This is a genomic window from Halostella litorea, assembly GCF_004785955.1.
GTDB classification, from domain to species: Archaea; Halobacteriota; Halobacteria; order Halobacteriales; family Natronoarchaeaceae; genus Halostella; species Halostella litorea.
In genome coordinates, this window is sequence record NZ_SJER01000004.1 from 49,785 (window position 1) to 64,967 (window position 15,183).

The 15,183-nt window shown below is 71.4% G+C and carries 18 protein-coding genes; 10 read left to right on the forward strand and 8 right to left on the reverse strand.

Features of this window, described 5'->3' with window-relative positions:
- Positions 1-129 precede the first annotated feature (129 nt).
- A complete protein-coding gene (locus EYW40_RS13175) occupies positions 130-510 on the forward strand; it encodes a Rid family detoxifying hydrolase (RefSeq protein ID WP_135822117.1) in 381 nt (126 codons plus the stop codon).
- Positions 511-573: 63 nt separating this feature from the next.
- Here the strand turns inward: EYW40_RS13175 and EYW40_RS13180 are convergent, their stop codons facing one another.
- From EYW40_RS13180 to EYW40_RS13210, 7 genes are all read right to left on the reverse strand, one after another.
- Positions 574-825 (reverse strand): sulfurtransferase TusA family protein, encoded by a 252-nt coding sequence (locus EYW40_RS13180; RefSeq protein WP_135822118.1) that lies wholly within the window; start codon positions 823-825, stop codon positions 574-576.
- 61 nt (positions 826-886) lie between these two features.
- A complete protein-coding gene (locus EYW40_RS13185) occupies positions 887-2,215 on the reverse strand; it encodes a 5'-deoxyadenosine deaminase (protein ID WP_135822119.1) in 1,329 nt (442 codons plus the stop codon).
- 124 nt (positions 2,216-2,339) lie between these two features.
- Complete coding sequence (locus tag EYW40_RS13190; protein WP_135822120.1) at positions 2,340-2,522, reverse strand: 30S ribosomal protein S17e; 183 nt, start codon at positions 2,520-2,522, stop codon at positions 2,340-2,342.
- A gap of 522 nt (positions 2,523-3,044) precedes the next feature.
- A complete protein-coding gene (locus EYW40_RS13195) occupies positions 3,045-3,764 on the reverse strand; it encodes a sensor domain-containing protein (RefSeq protein ID WP_135822121.1) in 720 nt (239 codons plus the stop codon).
- An 85-nt stretch (positions 3,765-3,849) separates the two neighbouring features.
- Positions 3,850-4,122 carry a DUF7521 family protein gene (locus tag EYW40_RS13200; protein ID WP_135822122.1) on the reverse strand — a complete coding sequence of 91 codons (273 nt, stop codon included), beginning with the start codon at positions 4,120-4,122 and terminating at the stop codon, positions 3,850-3,852.
- Positions 4,119-4,475, reverse strand: a complete 357-nt coding sequence (locus tag EYW40_RS13205) for a DUF7521 family protein (RefSeq protein WP_135822123.1) — start codon at positions 4,473-4,475, stop codon at positions 4,119-4,121. The genes EYW40_RS13200 and EYW40_RS13205 overlap by 4 nt, the downstream gene beginning before the upstream one ends.
- Positions 4,472-4,831: an ArsR/SmtB family transcription factor gene (locus EYW40_RS13210; protein WP_135822124.1), complete on the reverse strand. Its 360-nt coding sequence runs from the start codon at positions 4,829-4,831 to the stop codon at positions 4,472-4,474. Before EYW40_RS13210 ends, EYW40_RS13205 begins: the two co-directional genes overlap by 4 nt.
- A 214-nt stretch (positions 4,832-5,045) precedes the next feature.
- On the opposite strand from EYW40_RS13210, the gene EYW40_RS13215 reads away from it, so the two are divergent.
- The 9 genes from EYW40_RS13215 to EYW40_RS13255 all read left to right on the forward strand — a co-directional run bounded on the left by EYW40_RS13215 (position 5,046) and on the right by EYW40_RS13255 (position 14,415).
- A complete protein-coding gene (locus tag EYW40_RS13215) occupies positions 5,046-7,058 on the forward strand; it encodes a hydantoinase/oxoprolinase family protein (RefSeq protein WP_202614540.1) in 2,013 nt (670 codons plus the stop codon).
- On the forward strand, positions 7,055-8,737 hold the full coding sequence (locus tag EYW40_RS13220; protein WP_135822126.1) for a hydantoinase B/oxoprolinase family protein: 1,683 nt from the start codon (positions 7,055-7,057) through the stop codon (positions 8,735-8,737). The genes EYW40_RS13215 and EYW40_RS13220 overlap by 4 nt, the downstream gene beginning before the upstream one ends.
- A gap of 225 nt (positions 8,738-8,962) precedes the next feature.
- On the forward strand, positions 8,963-9,781 hold the full coding sequence (locus EYW40_RS13225; protein WP_135822127.1) for a ZIP family metal transporter: 819 nt from the start codon (positions 8,963-8,965) through the stop codon (positions 9,779-9,781).
- Positions 9,782-9,860: 79 nt separating this feature from the next.
- Complete coding sequence (locus tag EYW40_RS13230; RefSeq protein ID WP_161973212.1) at positions 9,861-10,217, forward strand: helix-turn-helix domain-containing protein; 357 nt, start codon at positions 9,861-9,863, stop codon at positions 10,215-10,217.
- A gap of 41 nt (positions 10,218-10,258) precedes the next feature.
- Positions 10,259-11,047, forward strand: a complete 789-nt coding sequence (locus EYW40_RS13235; RefSeq protein WP_135822129.1) for an electron transfer flavoprotein subunit beta/FixA family protein — start codon at positions 10,259-10,261, stop codon at positions 11,045-11,047.
- Positions 11,048-12,064, forward strand: a complete 1,017-nt coding sequence (locus EYW40_RS13240; protein ID WP_135822130.1) for an electron transfer flavoprotein subunit alpha/FixB family protein — start codon at positions 11,048-11,050, stop codon at positions 12,062-12,064.
- On the forward strand, positions 12,061-13,464 hold the full coding sequence (locus EYW40_RS13245; protein WP_135822131.1) for an FAD-dependent oxidoreductase: 1,404 nt from the start codon (positions 12,061-12,063) through the stop codon (positions 13,462-13,464). Before EYW40_RS13240 ends, EYW40_RS13245 begins: the two co-directional genes overlap by 4 nt.
- Positions 13,461-13,778 carry a ferredoxin family protein gene (locus tag EYW40_RS13250; RefSeq protein WP_135822132.1) on the forward strand — a complete coding sequence of 106 codons (318 nt, stop codon included), beginning with the start codon at positions 13,461-13,463 and terminating at the stop codon, positions 13,776-13,778. The genes EYW40_RS13245 and EYW40_RS13250 overlap by 4 nt, the downstream gene beginning before the upstream one ends.
- A complete protein-coding gene (locus EYW40_RS13255) occupies positions 13,771-14,415 on the forward strand; it encodes a GNAT family N-acetyltransferase (protein ID WP_135822133.1) in 645 nt (214 codons plus the stop codon). Before EYW40_RS13250 ends, EYW40_RS13255 begins: the two co-directional genes overlap by 8 nt.
- Before the next feature lie 42 nt (positions 14,416-14,457).
- Here EYW40_RS13255 and EYW40_RS13260 read toward each other — a convergent pair whose 3' ends face one another.
- Positions 14,458-15,087, reverse strand: a complete 630-nt coding sequence (locus EYW40_RS13260; RefSeq protein ID WP_135822134.1) for a universal stress protein — start codon at positions 15,085-15,087, stop codon at positions 14,458-14,460.
- Positions 15,088-15,183: the final 96 nt, after the last annotated feature.

The following is a 15,183-nucleotide window of genomic DNA, read 5'->3' on the forward strand; positions in this document are numbered from 1 at the left end:
ATTGACACACATGCGATCACTCCGGCGGACCCGCGACGGATGTCGTACGCGCGTGGCCGTCCCCTGACGGCGGGCGAGGGAGGCGGCGTCGGGGAAATCATTAAGGGGCGATGCTCGGAGTGTTTCCGTATGAAACGAGTCATCAGCACGGACGATGCCCCTGCGGCGGTCGGCGCGTACAGTCAGGCGACGACGAACGGCGACGTGGTGTTCACGGCGGGTCAGCTTCCGATGACGCCCGACGGGGAACTGCTCGACGACGAGCCGATCGCCGCGCAGGCCGAGCAGGCGCTCTCGAACGTCGAGGGGGTCCTCGCGGCGGAGGGACTGGGGATGAGCGACGTACTGAAAGTGACCGTGTTCATGGACGACATCGACGACTTCGACGAGATGAACGAGACGTACGCCGGGTTCTTCGACGACGAACCGCCGGCCCGGAGCGCGGTCGAAGTCGCGAGCCTGCCGAAGGACGCGGGGCTTGAGATCGAGGCGATCGCCGCGAACGAGTGACACGCGGGTCGTAACACACCGGCGGGGCCGCCGGTCCCAGCGTTCGACGGCAAGCACCGGCGGTCAGTCGGCCGAGGCCGGGCGCGTCGCCTCCTCGGTGACGCGGATCCGCAGCGCGAACTCCGCGTCGGGGTCCGCGGTCGACGCCGACGTCACGGGGTAGCCGTGCTTGTGGCACGACCGCCGGATGCTCCGCTCGGCGGGCGGGTAGTCCCCGACGACAGTCAACTCCTCCCCGGGCGATAGCTCCGCCAGACAGCGCTTCACGACCAGTACCGTCTGCGGGCACACGGTTCCGCTCACGTCGACTTCCATGTGGGATGGCAACGTACGTACTACCAATAACGTTTCCCAGCGGCGGGCCGCGACGTGACGGTCAGGGCTTCACTTCCCGCGCCGCCTCGCGGTGGTCGTCGAGCGAGAGGCCGACGTCGGCCGCCTCCTGTCGGATCTCCTCGGCGTCGACGGCCGTCACCTCGCCGTCGTCGACGAGGACGTTCCCGTCGACCATCGTGAACTCGACGTCGTCGCCGTGTGCGCCGAACACGAGGTGCGAGAGCACGTCGTGCAGCGGCGTCGCCCGGGTGACGTCCGTCCGCAGGCCGACGATGTCCGCGCGCCAGCCCTCGCGGATCGCGCCGAGCCGGTCGAAGCCGGCCGCCTTCGCGCCGTTTATCGTGGCCATCTCGAATATCTCCCTCGCGGGCGTCGCCGTCGGGTCGAGCCGGTCGACCTTCTGGAGGAGGCTGGCCTGGCGCATCTCGGTGAACGGGTCGAGCGTGTTGTTACACGGCGGCCCGTCGTTGCCCAGCGCGACGTTGATGTCGCGGTCGAGGTAGTCCCACACCGGCGCGACCCCGCTCGCGAGCTTCATGTTCGACGACGGGCAGTGGGTGACGTGGGTGCCCGTCTCCGCGAGCACCTCCCGCTCGCTCTCGTCGGTCCAGACGCAGTGGGCGAGGACGACGTCCTCGCCGGTCAGCCCCACCTCGTCCAGCCAGTGGATGTTCCGCATCCCGGTGTCCTCCTTCACCGTCTCGATTTCGCTCTGGTTCTCGCTCGCGTGCGTGTGGATCCGGACTCCGTCGTATTTATCGGCGAGTTCCCGGGCGCCCCGCAGGCACTCCTCGGTGCAGGACACCGCGAACCGCGGCGTCACGGCGTAGCGGATGCGGTCGTCGAACGAGCCGTGGTACTCCCGGATCAGCCGCTCGGACTCCGCGAGCGCGTCCTCGGTGTCCTCCAGCAGCCCCCGCGGCGACCGCCGGTCCATCAGCACCTTCCCCAGCACGCCCCGGATGCCGACCTCGCCGGCCGCCTCGAACGCCCGGTCCGCGTGGTCGACCGAGAGGTGGTCGACGCAGGTCGTCGTCCCGCTCTCGATCATCTCCAGGTAGCCCAGTTTGGCGGCGATTTCCATCTCCTCGGCCGACAGCGAGGCCTCCATCGGCAGGATGTAGTCGAACAGCCAGTCGAGCAGTTCCGTGTCGTCCGCGATGCCCCTCCCAAGGCTCTGGACGGAGTGGATGTGCCCCCCGACCAGCCCCGGCAGGAGCACGTCGTACTCCCGCCGCTCGTGCCCGGGATACCGGTCGACGAGGTCGTCCCGGTCCCCGACGGCCGCTATCTCCGAGCCGTCCACCACGACTGCGCCGTCGTGAACGACGGTCCCCGAATCCGCGACTACCGTCCCGCTGAGCAACATACGTTCTCAGGAGCCGCACACACGGGGAAAAGTCTTTCCTCATCGCCCCTGAGCGCCGCGCTGGGACACGAGCGCGGCCGGCCGGCGCGTTCCGCGGACCGCCGGGAACCGGTCCCCGTACTGGTCAGACCTCGACTTTCTGCCGGGTGATGTAGCCCGCGATCCGGTTGCGGAGGCGCGTCGACCCGACGTCCGTCACGTCCGTCACGACCCGTTTGTTCGTGCTGAACTCGTTCGAGAACGAGTCCGGATGCTGCCGGAGCAGGCGGTCGCCGACGCTGATGATGTCCTCCGGGTCCGCTGTCATGGGGGCAGACGTTCGGCCATCGGCGGCTTAAGTGCTTTGTTCACCCGTCAGCCGCCCGTACCACGCGCTCATCATTGCACCTTCACGAGCATCACCGGGACGAGAGTGCGAGTTCCCAAGAACCAACAATACATAATATTCCAATGTATTATTTAAATCTGTTATTTAGTGGCGATGGATCGGTAACGGCAGTTGATCGCCAACTTGGACTCATAGGATACGGATATTCCCGAAAACTGTCCCTATTTCTCTTTCCTGGGCTATATACTGCCGATACGCCTACGATTCGCCAGCTACCAACCGAACGGCGATCTATTTAGTCAGATCAGGGATTTAAAGTCCAATAAAGGATTTAAGCGGAGTATTCTGTGTAAACGTGGACCAGCGATCCCATCCCGGAGTCAGCGCCGAACTCCCGGACAAGTAAAGTTCAAAATTTAGTATGTCTTAAAACTACACGGGATAGTTATGTTTTGTGCGCCCGGTGAGCAGAACGCAACCCCGACGTCGTCCGTCGGAGGGTCAGGAGGCTCCGGCGTCCCCGTCCGACCCGGGGTCGGCGGGTTCGGCGTCGGACCGTTCGTTCGCGACGTCGAGGAGGGCGGCGGTCACGGCCGCGCCGGCCTCCGCGAGGCGGTTCAGCAGGTAAAACCCGACGAACACGCCGACGAGGCCGGCCCCGCTTATCGCCAGCGCGGTTTCGAGCGTCGTCACCGTGTAGCCCCCGACGTGGTACACGACGCCGGGCTGATCATAGAGCAGCGGGGCGCCGAGCGCGGTGGCGACGGTCGCGCCGGTCGCCACCAGCGCGGAGAACGCGACGACACCGAAAACGAACTTCACCAGGACGAGCAGGAGGCTCGTCCACGTCGTCGGCCGGAGGAGAAACCGGACGACGGCCGCGATGACGCCCTCGCCGGGCCGGGGGACGTTCGAGGGGTCGAACCCGCGGAGCGACGGCGGGGACTGGGCGTCCGTGCCGACGAGTCGGCGTGCGAGCGCCGCTTCGAAGCCGGCGATGACCGTGGCGGCGGCGATGGTGCCAAGCAGTATCGGCACGCCGATCCACACGATCACCAGCGCCCCGCCGAAGGAGAGGCCGAGCGTGATCCCGATGAAGTACGCCAGGCCCAGCGGGAAGGCAAGCGCCAGGTACGCGAGGTTGCTGTACGTCTGCGTGCGGAACGGCACGCCGAGGAACCGCCGGAGGGGACCGGGCGGGCTGTGGTCAGCGGTTGACATCGTTTACGGTTCGACCTTTCGGCGGGACGACCGTATAACGGGGAACAGCGTTGCCGCGTCGGCGACCCGGCGAAACGAATAAGTATCAGCCCCGAAGGGTCGCGTAGATCACGACCAGTCCGGCGGTGTGGGAGACGAGCACGGCGAGCAGCCCCTGGCCGTCGGTCAGCCGCGCCGCGGGCGTGACGACGTTGATGACGAGGAACGGCACGACGGCGATGAGGACGATGCCGACCGCGAGCGCCCGCATGACGGGGCTCGCGTTCTTCCGGTACCCGCGGTAGGCGAGGTACGCGACGTACAGTCCGACGACGGCGGTGAGCGCGGTCGCGGCGTCGGCGATCGGTTGTGATATCATGGGTCGTACACCACGTAGAGGATCGTCAGGAGCCCGGCCAGTTCGGTCACCGCGACGACGAAGATCCGCGTCGTCGGGGGGACGGCGTTCAGGTTCCCGAGCAGCAGGCGGAGGAACATCGGGGCGCTGGCCAGCAGGAACACGCCGACGGCGAGCAACAGCATCGGCCGCCGCTGGGACTGCCGGTAGCCGCGGACGCACTGGTACGTGACGACCACCGACAGCGCCAGGGCGACGAAGAACGTCACGAGCGCCGCGACGGCGACGCCGACGGAGCCGCCCGAAACCTCGATCTGCGCGACCGCTGCCGGCCCGAGCGTGCCCGCGGCCGTCCCGATGGATGCCCCCATCATCCGGCGAACTCCTCGTACAGTCTGGTGAAGCGGTTCGCCGCGTCCTCCTCGGCGCGGTCGACCTCGACGACGAAGCCGTCGTCGGTCAGCTCGACTGACACGCGCCGGAGCGTGGCCACGAACACCTCGCGGTGGTGGCCGTCCGGGTCGAGTTGCTGTCGGCTCTCGACCAGGCCGTGGTCCTGCAGGCGTTCGATGCGTCTGTAGATAGTCGATCGCGAGGCGTCACAGGCCTCGCTCAGCGCCCTCGCCGAGCGCGGCTCGTCGTGGGTCTCGACGAGGATCTCGCGGGCGTAGTCGTCCTCCAGGAGCGTGAAGAGGGCCTCGTTCGGCTCCTGTCCGTCGCCCGCGCTCATCGTCGGTCCCTTCCGTCGGCTGGTATAAAAAACCGCATACACTCGTCGGACCCGCCGGACTCGCTCGCATACGCGGGAGCGGGGGAAGGCCCGTCGACCGATCGTTCGATCACGGCAACGCTTTTGCCCGAACCGGGCCGTGGGGACGGTAGACACGCAGGATGTTCGGACACGACACACCGCTGCGGGGCGTAAACGGCGAGGTGACCGCCGCGTGAGCAGCGCGCGGGTGGGCGTCGACGTGGGCGGGACGTTCACCGACGTCGTGCTCGTCACGGGCGAGAGCGACCTCGTCACGGCGAAGGTGCCGACGACCGACGACCAGAGCGTCGGCGTGGTCGAGGGGATCCGCAAGGCCTGCCGGACCGCCGGGATCGAACCCGGCGAGATCGAGGAGTTCGTCCACGGGACGACGGTGTCGGTCAACGCCCTGCTCGAACGGGCCGGCGCGACGACTGCGCTCGTCACGACCGAGGGGTTCCGCGACGTGCTGGAGATCGGCCGGCAGGCCCGGCCGGCGCTGTACGACCTCGACGCCGAGAAGCCGGCCCCCCTGGTCCCGCGGCGGCGGCGCTACGAGGTGACGGAGCGGACGACGCCCGACGGCGTCGAGACGCCGGTCGACGGGGGCGAGTTGCGCGGGGTGGCCGCCGAACTGCGGTCGGCCGGCGTCGAGAGCGTCGCCGTCGCGTTCCTCCACGCTTACGCCCACCCCGAGAACGAGCGCCGCGCCGCCGCCGTCCTCCGCGAGGAACTGGACGTCCCGGTGTCGGCGTCCCACGAGGTGCTGGCCGAGTTCCGCGAGTTCGAGCGGACGGCGACGACTGCGGTCGACGCGTACGTCGCGCCGACCGTCGACGCCTACCTCGGCCGCCTCGTCGAGCGCACGGGGGAGGCGGGGGTTCCGTCGCCGCGGGTCATGCAGTCCAACGGCGGCGTCGCCACGGCCGACGCGGTGCGGAGCAGGCCGGTCGGGACGGTGCTCTCCGGGCCGGCGGCGGGCGTCGTGGGCGCGAGCCGCGCCGGAGAGGCGGTCCGCGACGAGCGCGACCTGGCCGGCCTCGTCACGTTCGACATGGGCGGCACGTCGAGCGACGTGAGCCTCGTCCGGGACGGCCGCGCGGAGCGCACCGCGGACGCCGACGTGGACGGCATCCCGGTCCGGACGCGGATGGTCGACGTGCACACGGTCGGCTCCGGCGGCGGGAGCGTCGCGTGGGTCGATTCGGGCGAGGCGCTCCGCGTGGGGCCGGAGTCCGCCGGTGCCGACCCCGGGCCGGCCTGCTACGGCCGGGGCGGCGAGCGCGCCACCGTCACGGACGCCGCCGTCGCCCTCGGCTACGTCGACGAGTCGGCGGCGCTGGGCGGCGAACTCGAACTCGACGCCGCGGCGGCCCACGACGCGCTCGCCGACCTCGCGGACGACACGGGCCTGGACGGCGCGCTGGCGGCCGCACGCGGGGTCTACCGCGTGGCGAACGCGACGATGACGCGGGCGATCCGCGAGGTGACGGTCGAGCGCGGGGTCGACCCCCGCGAGTTCGGGCTGGTCGCCTTCGGCGGTGCAGGGCCGATGCACGCCGCGGCGCTCGCGGCCGAACTCGGCCTCGACCCGGTCGTCGTCCCGCTGCCGAGCGGCGTCCTCTCGGCGTACGGCTTGCTCGACGCCGACGAGGAGCACGACGCGGTCCGCACCCGGCTGGTCCGCCTCGACGACGCCGACCCGGCCGCCGTGGACGAGGTATTCGCGGAGTTGGCCGACGAGGCGCTGGCGGACGTGACGGAGCCGGACGCGGCGGCCGTCGAGCGGACCGCCGACTGCCGCTACGCGGGCCAGAGCTTCGAACTCCCGGTCCGGGTCGACGGCGACTTCGACGCCGCGGCGGTCCGCGAGCGCTTCCGCGCCGCCCACGAACGGGCGTACGGCTACAGCGTCGACGAACCGGTCGAGGCCGTCACGCTCCGGGCGACCGCGCGGGTCGAGCGCGGGGTCGCCGACACCGTCCACGACCCCGAGGACGACGCCCGCCGGGGCACCCGCGAGGCGTGGTTCGACGGCGAGGCCCGTGAAGCCGCCGTCTACGACCGGCGGTCGCTGTCGCCCGGGTCGCGGGTCGACGGCCCCGCGGTCCTCGACGGCCGGGAGAGCACGACGGTCGTGCCGCCGGCGTGGGCCGGCACCGTCCGGCGCGACGGGGCGGTGGTCCTCACGGAGGGGTCACAGTGACCGACCGCGGTCCCGGGGACGACCCGGACGGGGTCGCGGGCGGCGAAGTGGACCCCGTGACGCTGGAGGTGCTGCGGAACCGGCTGGAGGGGATCGCCGAGGAGATGGGGACGGTGCTGGTCCGGGGCGCGTACTCGCCGAACATCAAGGAGCGCAAGGACTGCTCGGCGGCGCTGTTCGACGCGGACGGCCGCATGGTCGCCCAGGCCGAGCACATCCCGGTCCACCTCGGCGCGATGCCGGCGGCCGTCGACGCGGTGCGGGAGCGCGACCCCGCGCCGGGCGACGCGTACGTCCTGAACGACCCCTTCGCCGGCGGCACGCACCTGCCGGACGTGACCATCGTCTCGCCGGTCGCGCCCGAGGGCCGGATCGTCGGCTTCGCGGCGACCCGCGCCCACCACGCGGACGTCGGCGGCTCCGCCCCCGGGAGCATGCCGGCCGGGGCGACGGAGGTGTACCAGGAGGGGATCCGGCTCCCGCCGGTCGCACTCCGGGCGGCCGGCGAGGTGGTCGAGGACGTGCGCGACCTGTTCCTGACGAACGTGCGGAACCCCGAGGAGCGCCGCGCCGACCTCCGGGCCCAGTTGGCGGCCAACGACCGCGGCGAGGAGCGCGTCGGCGAACTGCTGGCCGAACGGGGCCGCGACCGGCTTTCGACCGCGTTCGACGCCGTGATCGACTACTCCCGGGAGCGGGTCGAACGCGAACTGGCCGCGGTCCCGGACGGCACCTACCGCGCCAGCGACGCGATGGAGGGCGACGGCGTGACGGACGGCCCCGCCGGGGACGCCGACGTCCCGGTCGCGGTCGAACTGACCGTCGACGGCTCCGCGGTGACGGTCGACTTCGCGGGCACGGCCGACCAGGTGCCGGGCAACGTCAACGCGCCGCTGGCCGTGACGAAAAGCGCCGTCTACTTCGTCGTCCGGGCGGTGACGGACCCGGAGATACCGCCGAATCACGGCTGTTACGAGCCGATCACCGTCCACGCGCCCGAGGGGTCGCTGCTGAACCCGCGCCCGCCGGCGGCCGTGGTCGGCGGCAACGTCGAGACGAGCCAGCGCGTCGCCGACGTGACGCTGTCGGCGTTCCGCGAGGCGCTGCCCGGCGAACTGCCCGCGGACGGGCAGGGGACGATGAACAACCTCGTCGTCGGGGGCCGCGGCGCGGACGGCTACACCTACTACGAGACGGTCGGCGGCGGCTTCGGCGGGCGGCCCGGCCGCGACGGGATGGACGGCGTGCAGGTCGGGATGACGAACACGCTCAACACGCCCGTCGAATCGATCGAGACGGAGTACCCGCTCCGCGTGGAGCGGTACGCGCTCCGCCCCGACAGCGGCGGCGACGGCGAACACCGCGGCGGCCTCGGGCTGGAACGCGCGGTGACGGTCGAGACGGACGCCGTCGTCTCCCTGCTGACCGAGCGCCGTCGCCGCGCGCCCGCCGGCGTCGCGGACGGCGCGGACGGGGCGACCGGCGAGAACCGCATCGACGGCGACGCGGTCCCGCCGAAGTGCACCCGGGAGGTGTCCGCCGGCACGACCGTCGCGGTGCTGACGCCGGGTGGCGGGGGGTACGGCGACCCCGCGGCCCGCGACCCCGAGGCGCGCCGGCGGGACTGGGCCGACGGCAAGGCGGGCGACGGCCCGGACGCGAACCCGGACGACGGCTAACGGATCGCCGCGACCGCAACCACTTGGGGTCCGGCGGCGCGGCTGACCGGCCGCTCGGGGCTCCGCCGTCCCGACGGGCGAGTGCTGGTCGTTGTCCGCCACGTCGGCGAGCGACGCCATCCGTAGAGCCGGACGGCGGCCGAGACGGCCTGCGCGTGGACAGTTTCAAGGGGGCGGGGTTCGACGGCGGGCGTAACGAATGAACGAGCACGGTCGGTGGGACGGATGGTGATCGAGTCGCTGTTCGGCTCGGACCCGATCGTCAACGGCCTGGTCGGCGGCCTCTTCATCGCGACGCTCAACCTGATCGGGGCGTCGCTGGTGTTCGTCTGGCGGGACCCGTCCGAGCGCGCGCTCGACGGGACGCTCGGCTTCGCCGCGGGCGTAATGCTGGCGGCCAGTTTCACGAGCCTCATCATCCCCGGCATCGAGACGTACTCGGGCGGCGACCCGATACCCACGCTGGTCGGCGTGGCGCTGGGCGCGGTGGTGCTGGACCGGTCCGACGTGCTCGTCCCCCACGCCCACTACCTGCTGTCCGGCCGTCGCCGGCCGGACGCGGCGAACCCGAGCGACTCGCTGCCGGTGGCGGACGAGCGCCTCGCCGGCGTGGTGCTGTTCGTGCTGGCGATCACGATCCACAACATGCCCGAGGGGCTGGCCGTCGGCGTCGGCTTCGGCAGCGGCGACCTCGGCACCGCGATCCCGCTGATGCTTGCGATCGGGATCCAGAACGTGCCCGAGGGGCTTGCGGTGTCGGTCGCCGCGATCAACGCCGGCCTCGACCGGCGCGACTACGCGGTGTTTACCGGGATCCGCGCCGGCGTCGTGGAGATCCCGCTGGCCGTGCTCGGCGCGTACGCGGTCGGGGCCGTCTCGGCCCTGCTGCCCTACGCGATGGGCTTCGCGGCGGGTGCCATGCTGTTCGTCATCAGCGACGAGATAGTGCCCGAGACTCACGCCCGCGGCCACGAGCGCGTCGCCACCGCCGGGACGATAGCGGGCGTGATCGTGATGCTGTACCTCGATATCGCGCTCGGATAGGCCGCCGGCGAGGGGTCGCTTAAAAACGACTGCATTTTGGAGCGGACGGCCCTTCCGAGGTTCCCGCGTACCTGTAACCGTGTCGGCGAGCACCACGCGCGAGGACCGCGCCTCGCGCAACGGCGACGGGCGATCCGACAGCGGGCTTCCGGACCCGGCGACAGTCGTCGAGCTACTGGCCGACGACGACGCCGTGCGGCTCTTCCGGGCGGCGACGAAGCCGAAGCCGGTGTCGACGCTCGCCGAGGAGAGCGAGCTCCCGCTGTCGACGACGTACAGGAAAGTCGAGAAGCTCGAAGCCGCGGGGCTGTTGCGACGGGTGACGCCGTACTCGTCGGGCGGGACGCCCCCCGCGCAGTACGAGCGCTCCGTCGAGGCGGTGTCCGTCACGCTCGACGGCGACCTGACCGTGCGCGTCAGACGGACCGAGGCGTAACGTTCCGATGACCACGCGACCGACATCACCGTGCCACAACGATGCCTGATAGATGGACGGTCGTCGTCGGCGTCAAGCAGGTACCCGACGAGGACGACGTGTCGATAAACCCCGACACGGGCACCCTCGACCGGGCCGACGCCGCGGCGATCCTGAACCGACCGGACCGCAACGCGCTGGAGGCGGCGCTCGAACTGAAAGACGAGGTCGACGCCCGCGTCGTCGCGATGACGATGGGGCCGCCGATGGCGTCGCCGGTGCTGGAGACGGCGGTGGCGATGGGCTGTGACGACGCCGTGCTGGTGACCGACCGGGCGTTCGGCGGCAGCGACACCTGGCCGACGAGCCTCGCGCTCGCGGAGACGGCGAACTACCTCGACGCCGACGTCGTGGTCTGTGGCGAGGAGACGACCGACTCCTCGACGGGGCAGGTGCCGCCCGGGATCGCCGCCCACAACGGCTGGGCGCAACTGACCTACGCCGAGGGGGTCGAGGCGCTGCCCGAGGAGGACCAACTGGCCGCCCGGCGCGACGTCGAGGGCGGCTACGAGCGCGTCGTCGCGGACCTGCCGGTCGTCGTCGCCGTCGCCTACGGGGAGAACGAACCCCGGCCCGCCGGCCTCCACCGGAAGATCTACGCCGAGACGGAGTTCGAACCCGCACAGGTGGACGCCGACGACCTCGGGATCGACGAGGACGCGGTCGGACTCGCCGCCTCGCCGACGCAGGTCGGCGGGATGGAGACGGTCGAGCCGGTCGACCGCGAGCGCGAGCGCGTCGACACGGCGGCCGAACTGACCGAGCGCCTCGCCGAGGAGGGGGTGGTGTAGATGGCGACCGTCGACGTCTCCGAACACGCCGACGTCTGGGTGTTCGTCGAGGAACACGACGGCGACGTGGCGGGCGTCTCCTGGGAACTGCTCGCACAGGGGCGCACCCTCGCAGACGAACTGGGCGAGGACCTGGTCGCGCTGGTGATCGGCGAGGACGTCGCGGACGTCGGGCGCGAGGCCGTCGAGCGCGGGGCCGACCGGGCGCTCGTCGCGGACGACCCCGTCTTCGAGCCGTACCGCGCCGACCCGTACGGCGAGCAGTTCCGCCACCTCGTCGAGCAGCGCAAGCCCGACGTGGTCCTCATCGGCGGGACCCACACCGGCCGGGACTTCGCGGGGCGGGTCGCCGTCCCCGCCCACGCCGGCCTCACCGCCGACTGCACGGAGCTTGGGATCGACGAGGACGGCCACCTGGAGGCGCGCCGCCCGGCGTTCGGCGGGAACGTGCTCGCGACGATCAAGTGCGAGCGCCACCGGCCGCAGATGGCGACCGTCCGGGCCGGCGTGTTCGAGCCCGCCGCCCCCGACCCCGAGCGTGACGGCGAGGTCGAGCGCGTCGACGTCGTCGTCAACGAGGCCGACACGCTGACCGCCGTGCTTGAGCGGTCCGTCGGCGAGACGGTCGACATCACGGCGGCCGACCGGGTCGTCGCCGCGGGCGGCGGCACGGACGGGGAACTGGACCCAGTGCTCGACCTGGCTGACGCGCTCGACGCCGAACTCGCGGCGAGTCGGAAGGCCGTCGACGAGGGCTGGGTCGGCCACGACCGGCAGGTCGGGCAGACCGGCAAGACGGTCCGGCCGGAGCTGTACGTCGCGGTCGGCATCTCCGGGGCGGTCCAGCACGTCGAGGGGATGAACGACAGCGACGTGGTGGTGGCGATAAACGACGACCCGAACGCGCCGATCTTCGACCACGCGGACTACGGCATCGTCGGCGACCTGTTCGAGGTGTGTCCGGCGCTGGCCGACCGGCTCCGGGACGCCGACGACCCACAGGAGGTGATCGCATGACTACTGCTACGGACGACGGGGCGGAAGCGACGGAACCGGACGACGCCGGCCTCGGGACCGACCGGGTCCCGGCGGCCCCGAACTACGACGGCGCGTTCGACGCCGTCGTCGTGGGTGCGGGGTTGGCCGGCAGCGCCGCGGCGATCACGATGGCCCGCGAGGGGCTGGACGTGGCGATGATAGAGCGGGGCACCTCGCCGGGCGCGAAGAACGTGTTCGGCGGCGTGCTGTACACGCCGACGGTCCGGGAACTCGTCGACCTCGACGACGCGCCGCTCGAACGCTACGTCGGCGAGAAGCGCTTCGGGATGCTCTCGCCCGACGACGAGACGGCCGTCACGCTCCGGCCCGGCGAGTGGCGCGAGGAGCCCCACAACGACTCCTACACCGTGCTCCGCGGGGAGTTCGACGAGTGGTTCGCCGAACAGGCCGTCGAGGCCGGGGCGACGCTGGTCACCGAGACGACAGTGACGGACCTGCTCCGGGACGGGACGGGGACCGTCGTCGGCGTCGACACGGACCGCCCGGACGGCGAACTGCGCGCGCCGATGGTCGTCCTCGCGGAGGGCGGGAACTCGCTGGTCGGCGAGCGCGCCGGCCTGAAGGAGACGGCCGACCGCGAGAACGTCGCCGTCGCGGTCAAGGAGGTCCTGGAGTTCCCGGACCGCGAGGACGCGATCCCCGAGCGCTTCCGGCTGGCCGACGACGCCGGCGCGGCCTACCACTACTTCGGGGAGGGGGCGGTCGGCGACGCCTTCGGCGGCGCGTTCATCTACACCAACGACGACACGCTGAGCGTCGGGCTGGCCTACCGGATCGAGGACGCGGTGACGGGCCAGCCGAAGCCCGAGCGGACGCTGAACCGGTTCAAGTCCCACCCCGCCGTCGCGCCGCTGGTCCGGGGCGGGCGCACCGTGGAGTACGCCGCCAAGACGATCCCGGAGGGCGGCGCGGAGGCGATGCCCGACCTCGTCCACGACGGCGCGGTCGTCGTCGGCGACGCCGCCGGCCTCGTGCTCAACAACGGCGTCCACCTCGAGGGGACGAACATGGCCGTCGAGAGCGGCTACCACGCCGGCCGGACGGTCGCGTCGGCGCTGGAGAGCGATCGGACGGACGCCGGGGCGCTGCGGTCCTACCCGCGGAAGCTCGACGAGTCGTTCGTCGTCCGGAACCTGGAGCACTACGAGTGGCTGATGGCGGCGGCCCGCGAGGACAAGGACCTGCTGTTCGGCGAGCTCCCGGAGGCGATCGCCGACGCCGGCGAGGAGTACTTCAGCATCGACCGCAGACCGAAAGCGGACCACGCGGCCGACGCGAAGGAGCGGCTGCTCGGCACCGTCGGCGGCTGGCGCGGTGCCGCGAAGCTGGCCTGGCGCTACCGAAAGGTGATAGCATGAGCACGCAACCCAAGACGCCGGACGTCGACAACTCGACGCTGGAGGACCGCCTGTACACCGTCAAGTACGAGGATCCGGGGGAGTCCCACCTCGACGTGAAGGTCCCGGGGTTCTGTGCGGACCGGTGTGACACCGACGACTGCGTCGAGGTCTGCCCGGCCGACGTCTGGCGGATCGAGGACGGCGACGACGTGCCGACGATCGCCTACGAGAACTGCCTGGAGTGTGGGAGCTGCCGGTTCGCCTGCCCGTACAACAACGTCGACTGGGAGTACCCCGACAACGGGGCCGGCGTCACCTACCACTATGGGTGAGATAGCGCCGCAGGGCGGGACCGAACCCGTCGCGGACGGGGCATCGTGTGACCGCTGGCACCCCACCGACTGCGAGGGGACGGCCCACTGCCCGCCGCGGTGTCCCCGGTTCGTCGACCGGCAGGACGTCGCCTGGCTCGTGCGGCCGTTCGAGCCGGCCGACCGGGAGCCGCTGCTCGACATGTACCGGGAGTTCGATTCGATGGAGCGGGCACAGGGGATCCCCCCGGTCGACGAGGGACGGCTCGAACGCTGGGTCGACCGCCTCGTGGCGGAGGGCTGTAACTTCGTCGCGGTCCGGGACGGCCGGATCGCCGGTCACTCGGTGTACACGCCGACCGAGGAGGACGAACCCGAACTCGCCGTGTTCGTCCACCAGGAGTACCAGGGCCGGGGGCTCGGGACGGAGCTGTGTCGCCACGTCGTCGCCGCCGCCGCGGCCGCCGGCCGCGACGCCCTGGTGCTGGAAGTGCTGCCGAGCAACCGGACGGCGGTCGGCATCTACGAGCGCCTCGGCTTCGAACCGGTCGAGCGGCGCGGCGGCGCGGGCCGGCGCTCCCACGCGATGCGGATGCGCCTGCCGTTCGAGGCGGACGGCCCACACGGGAGCCAGTTCCCGCCAGCGGTCAGGGGCTGAGGGCCGCTGAGTCGCTATTTTTCCGCCGTGGGTCGACCGCCCTCAGTCGACCCGTGCGATCCTGGAGGAGCCGGTCGTGGCGTCGATGTGTACCCGGAAGTCGCCCGACTCGGCGGCGTAGGGGACGATCCAGGCGCTGGTGCCGCGGTACGGCTCGTCGCGGGGTTCGACGGGGTCGTGGCCGGCGTCGGCGATCGCGGCCGCCGCCCGGTCGGTCGCCGCCTCGGGCGTGTCGACCAGCGGCGACTCGTCGACCATCCGGACCGTGATCACCGGGACCGTCGCCTCCCGGACGACGCGCTCGGTCACGCTGCCGAGCAGGATCCGGTCAATGCCCGTGCGGCCGTGCGTGCCCATGACGATGGCATCCGCGTCGGCCTCGACCGCGGCGGCGAGTATCTCGTCGTTCGGCGTCCCGTAGCGCAGTTCCGTCTCGACGTCGACGTCGGCCCGGTCGGCCACCTCGCGCACGGAGTCCAGGGCCCGGTTGCCGCTCGTCTCGACCGCCTCGACGGCCGTGGCGGTTCCCTCGACGGCCTGGTACTCCGCCGTGTCGACGACGAACAGCGCGTGGATCGTCGCGCCGACCTCGTCGGCGACCGCGACCGCGTGCTCGATCGCCCGGTGGCTTCCGTCGCTACCGTCGGTCGGGAGCAGGATTCGGTCGTACATGGGGGTCCACGTTTGGACATACCCGACCCGTCCCCAAAAACGCGGTGTGGATTCCCGCGGGTCGGGAACGTCGCGGCTCCCGCGCCTTCTCACCGG

Coding starts and splice junctions, on each gene's coding strand:
- EYW40_RS13175 (WP_135822117.1), top strand. CDS start 130: ATGAAACGAGTCATCAGCACGGACGATGCCCCTGCGGCGGTCGGCGCG.
- EYW40_RS13180 (WP_135822118.1), bottom strand. CDS start 825: ATGGAAGTCGACGTGAGCGGAACCGTGTGCCCGCAGACGGTACTGGTC.
- EYW40_RS13185 (WP_135822119.1), bottom strand. CDS start 2,215: ATGTTGCTCAGCGGGACGGTAGTCGCGGATTCGGGGACCGTCGTTCAC.
- EYW40_RS13190 (WP_135822120.1), bottom strand. CDS start 2,522: ATGACAGCGGACCCGGAGGACATCATCAGCGTCGGCGACCGCCTGCTC.
- EYW40_RS13195 (WP_135822121.1), bottom strand. CDS start 3,764: ATGTCAACCGCTGACCACAGCCCGCCCGGTCCCCTCCGGCGGTTCCTC.
- EYW40_RS13200 (WP_135822122.1), bottom strand. CDS start 4,122: ATGATATCACAACCGATCGCCGACGCCGCGACCGCGCTCACCGCCGTC.
- EYW40_RS13205 (WP_135822123.1), bottom strand. CDS start 4,475: ATGATGGGGGCATCCATCGGGACGGCCGCGGGCACGCTCGGGCCGGCA.
- EYW40_RS13210 (WP_135822124.1), bottom strand. CDS start 4,831: ATGAGCGCGGGCGACGGACAGGAGCCGAACGAGGCCCTCTTCACGCTC.
- EYW40_RS13225 (WP_135822127.1), top strand. CDS start 8,963: ATGGTGATCGAGTCGCTGTTCGGCTCGGACCCGATCGTCAACGGCCTG.
- EYW40_RS13235 (WP_135822129.1), top strand. CDS start 10,259: ATGCCTGATAGATGGACGGTCGTCGTCGGCGTCAAGCAGGTACCCGAC.
- EYW40_RS13240 (WP_135822130.1), top strand. CDS start 11,048: ATGGCGACCGTCGACGTCTCCGAACACGCCGACGTCTGGGTGTTCGTC.
- EYW40_RS13245 (WP_135822131.1), top strand. CDS start 12,061: ATGACTACTGCTACGGACGACGGGGCGGAAGCGACGGAACCGGACGAC.
- EYW40_RS13250 (WP_135822132.1), top strand. CDS start 13,461: ATGAGCACGCAACCCAAGACGCCGGACGTCGACAACTCGACGCTGGAG.
- EYW40_RS13255 (WP_135822133.1), top strand. CDS start 13,771: ATGGGTGAGATAGCGCCGCAGGGCGGGACCGAACCCGTCGCGGACGGG.
- EYW40_RS13260 (WP_135822134.1), bottom strand. CDS start 15,087: ATGTACGACCGAATCCTGCTCCCGACCGACGGTAGCGACGGAAGCCAC.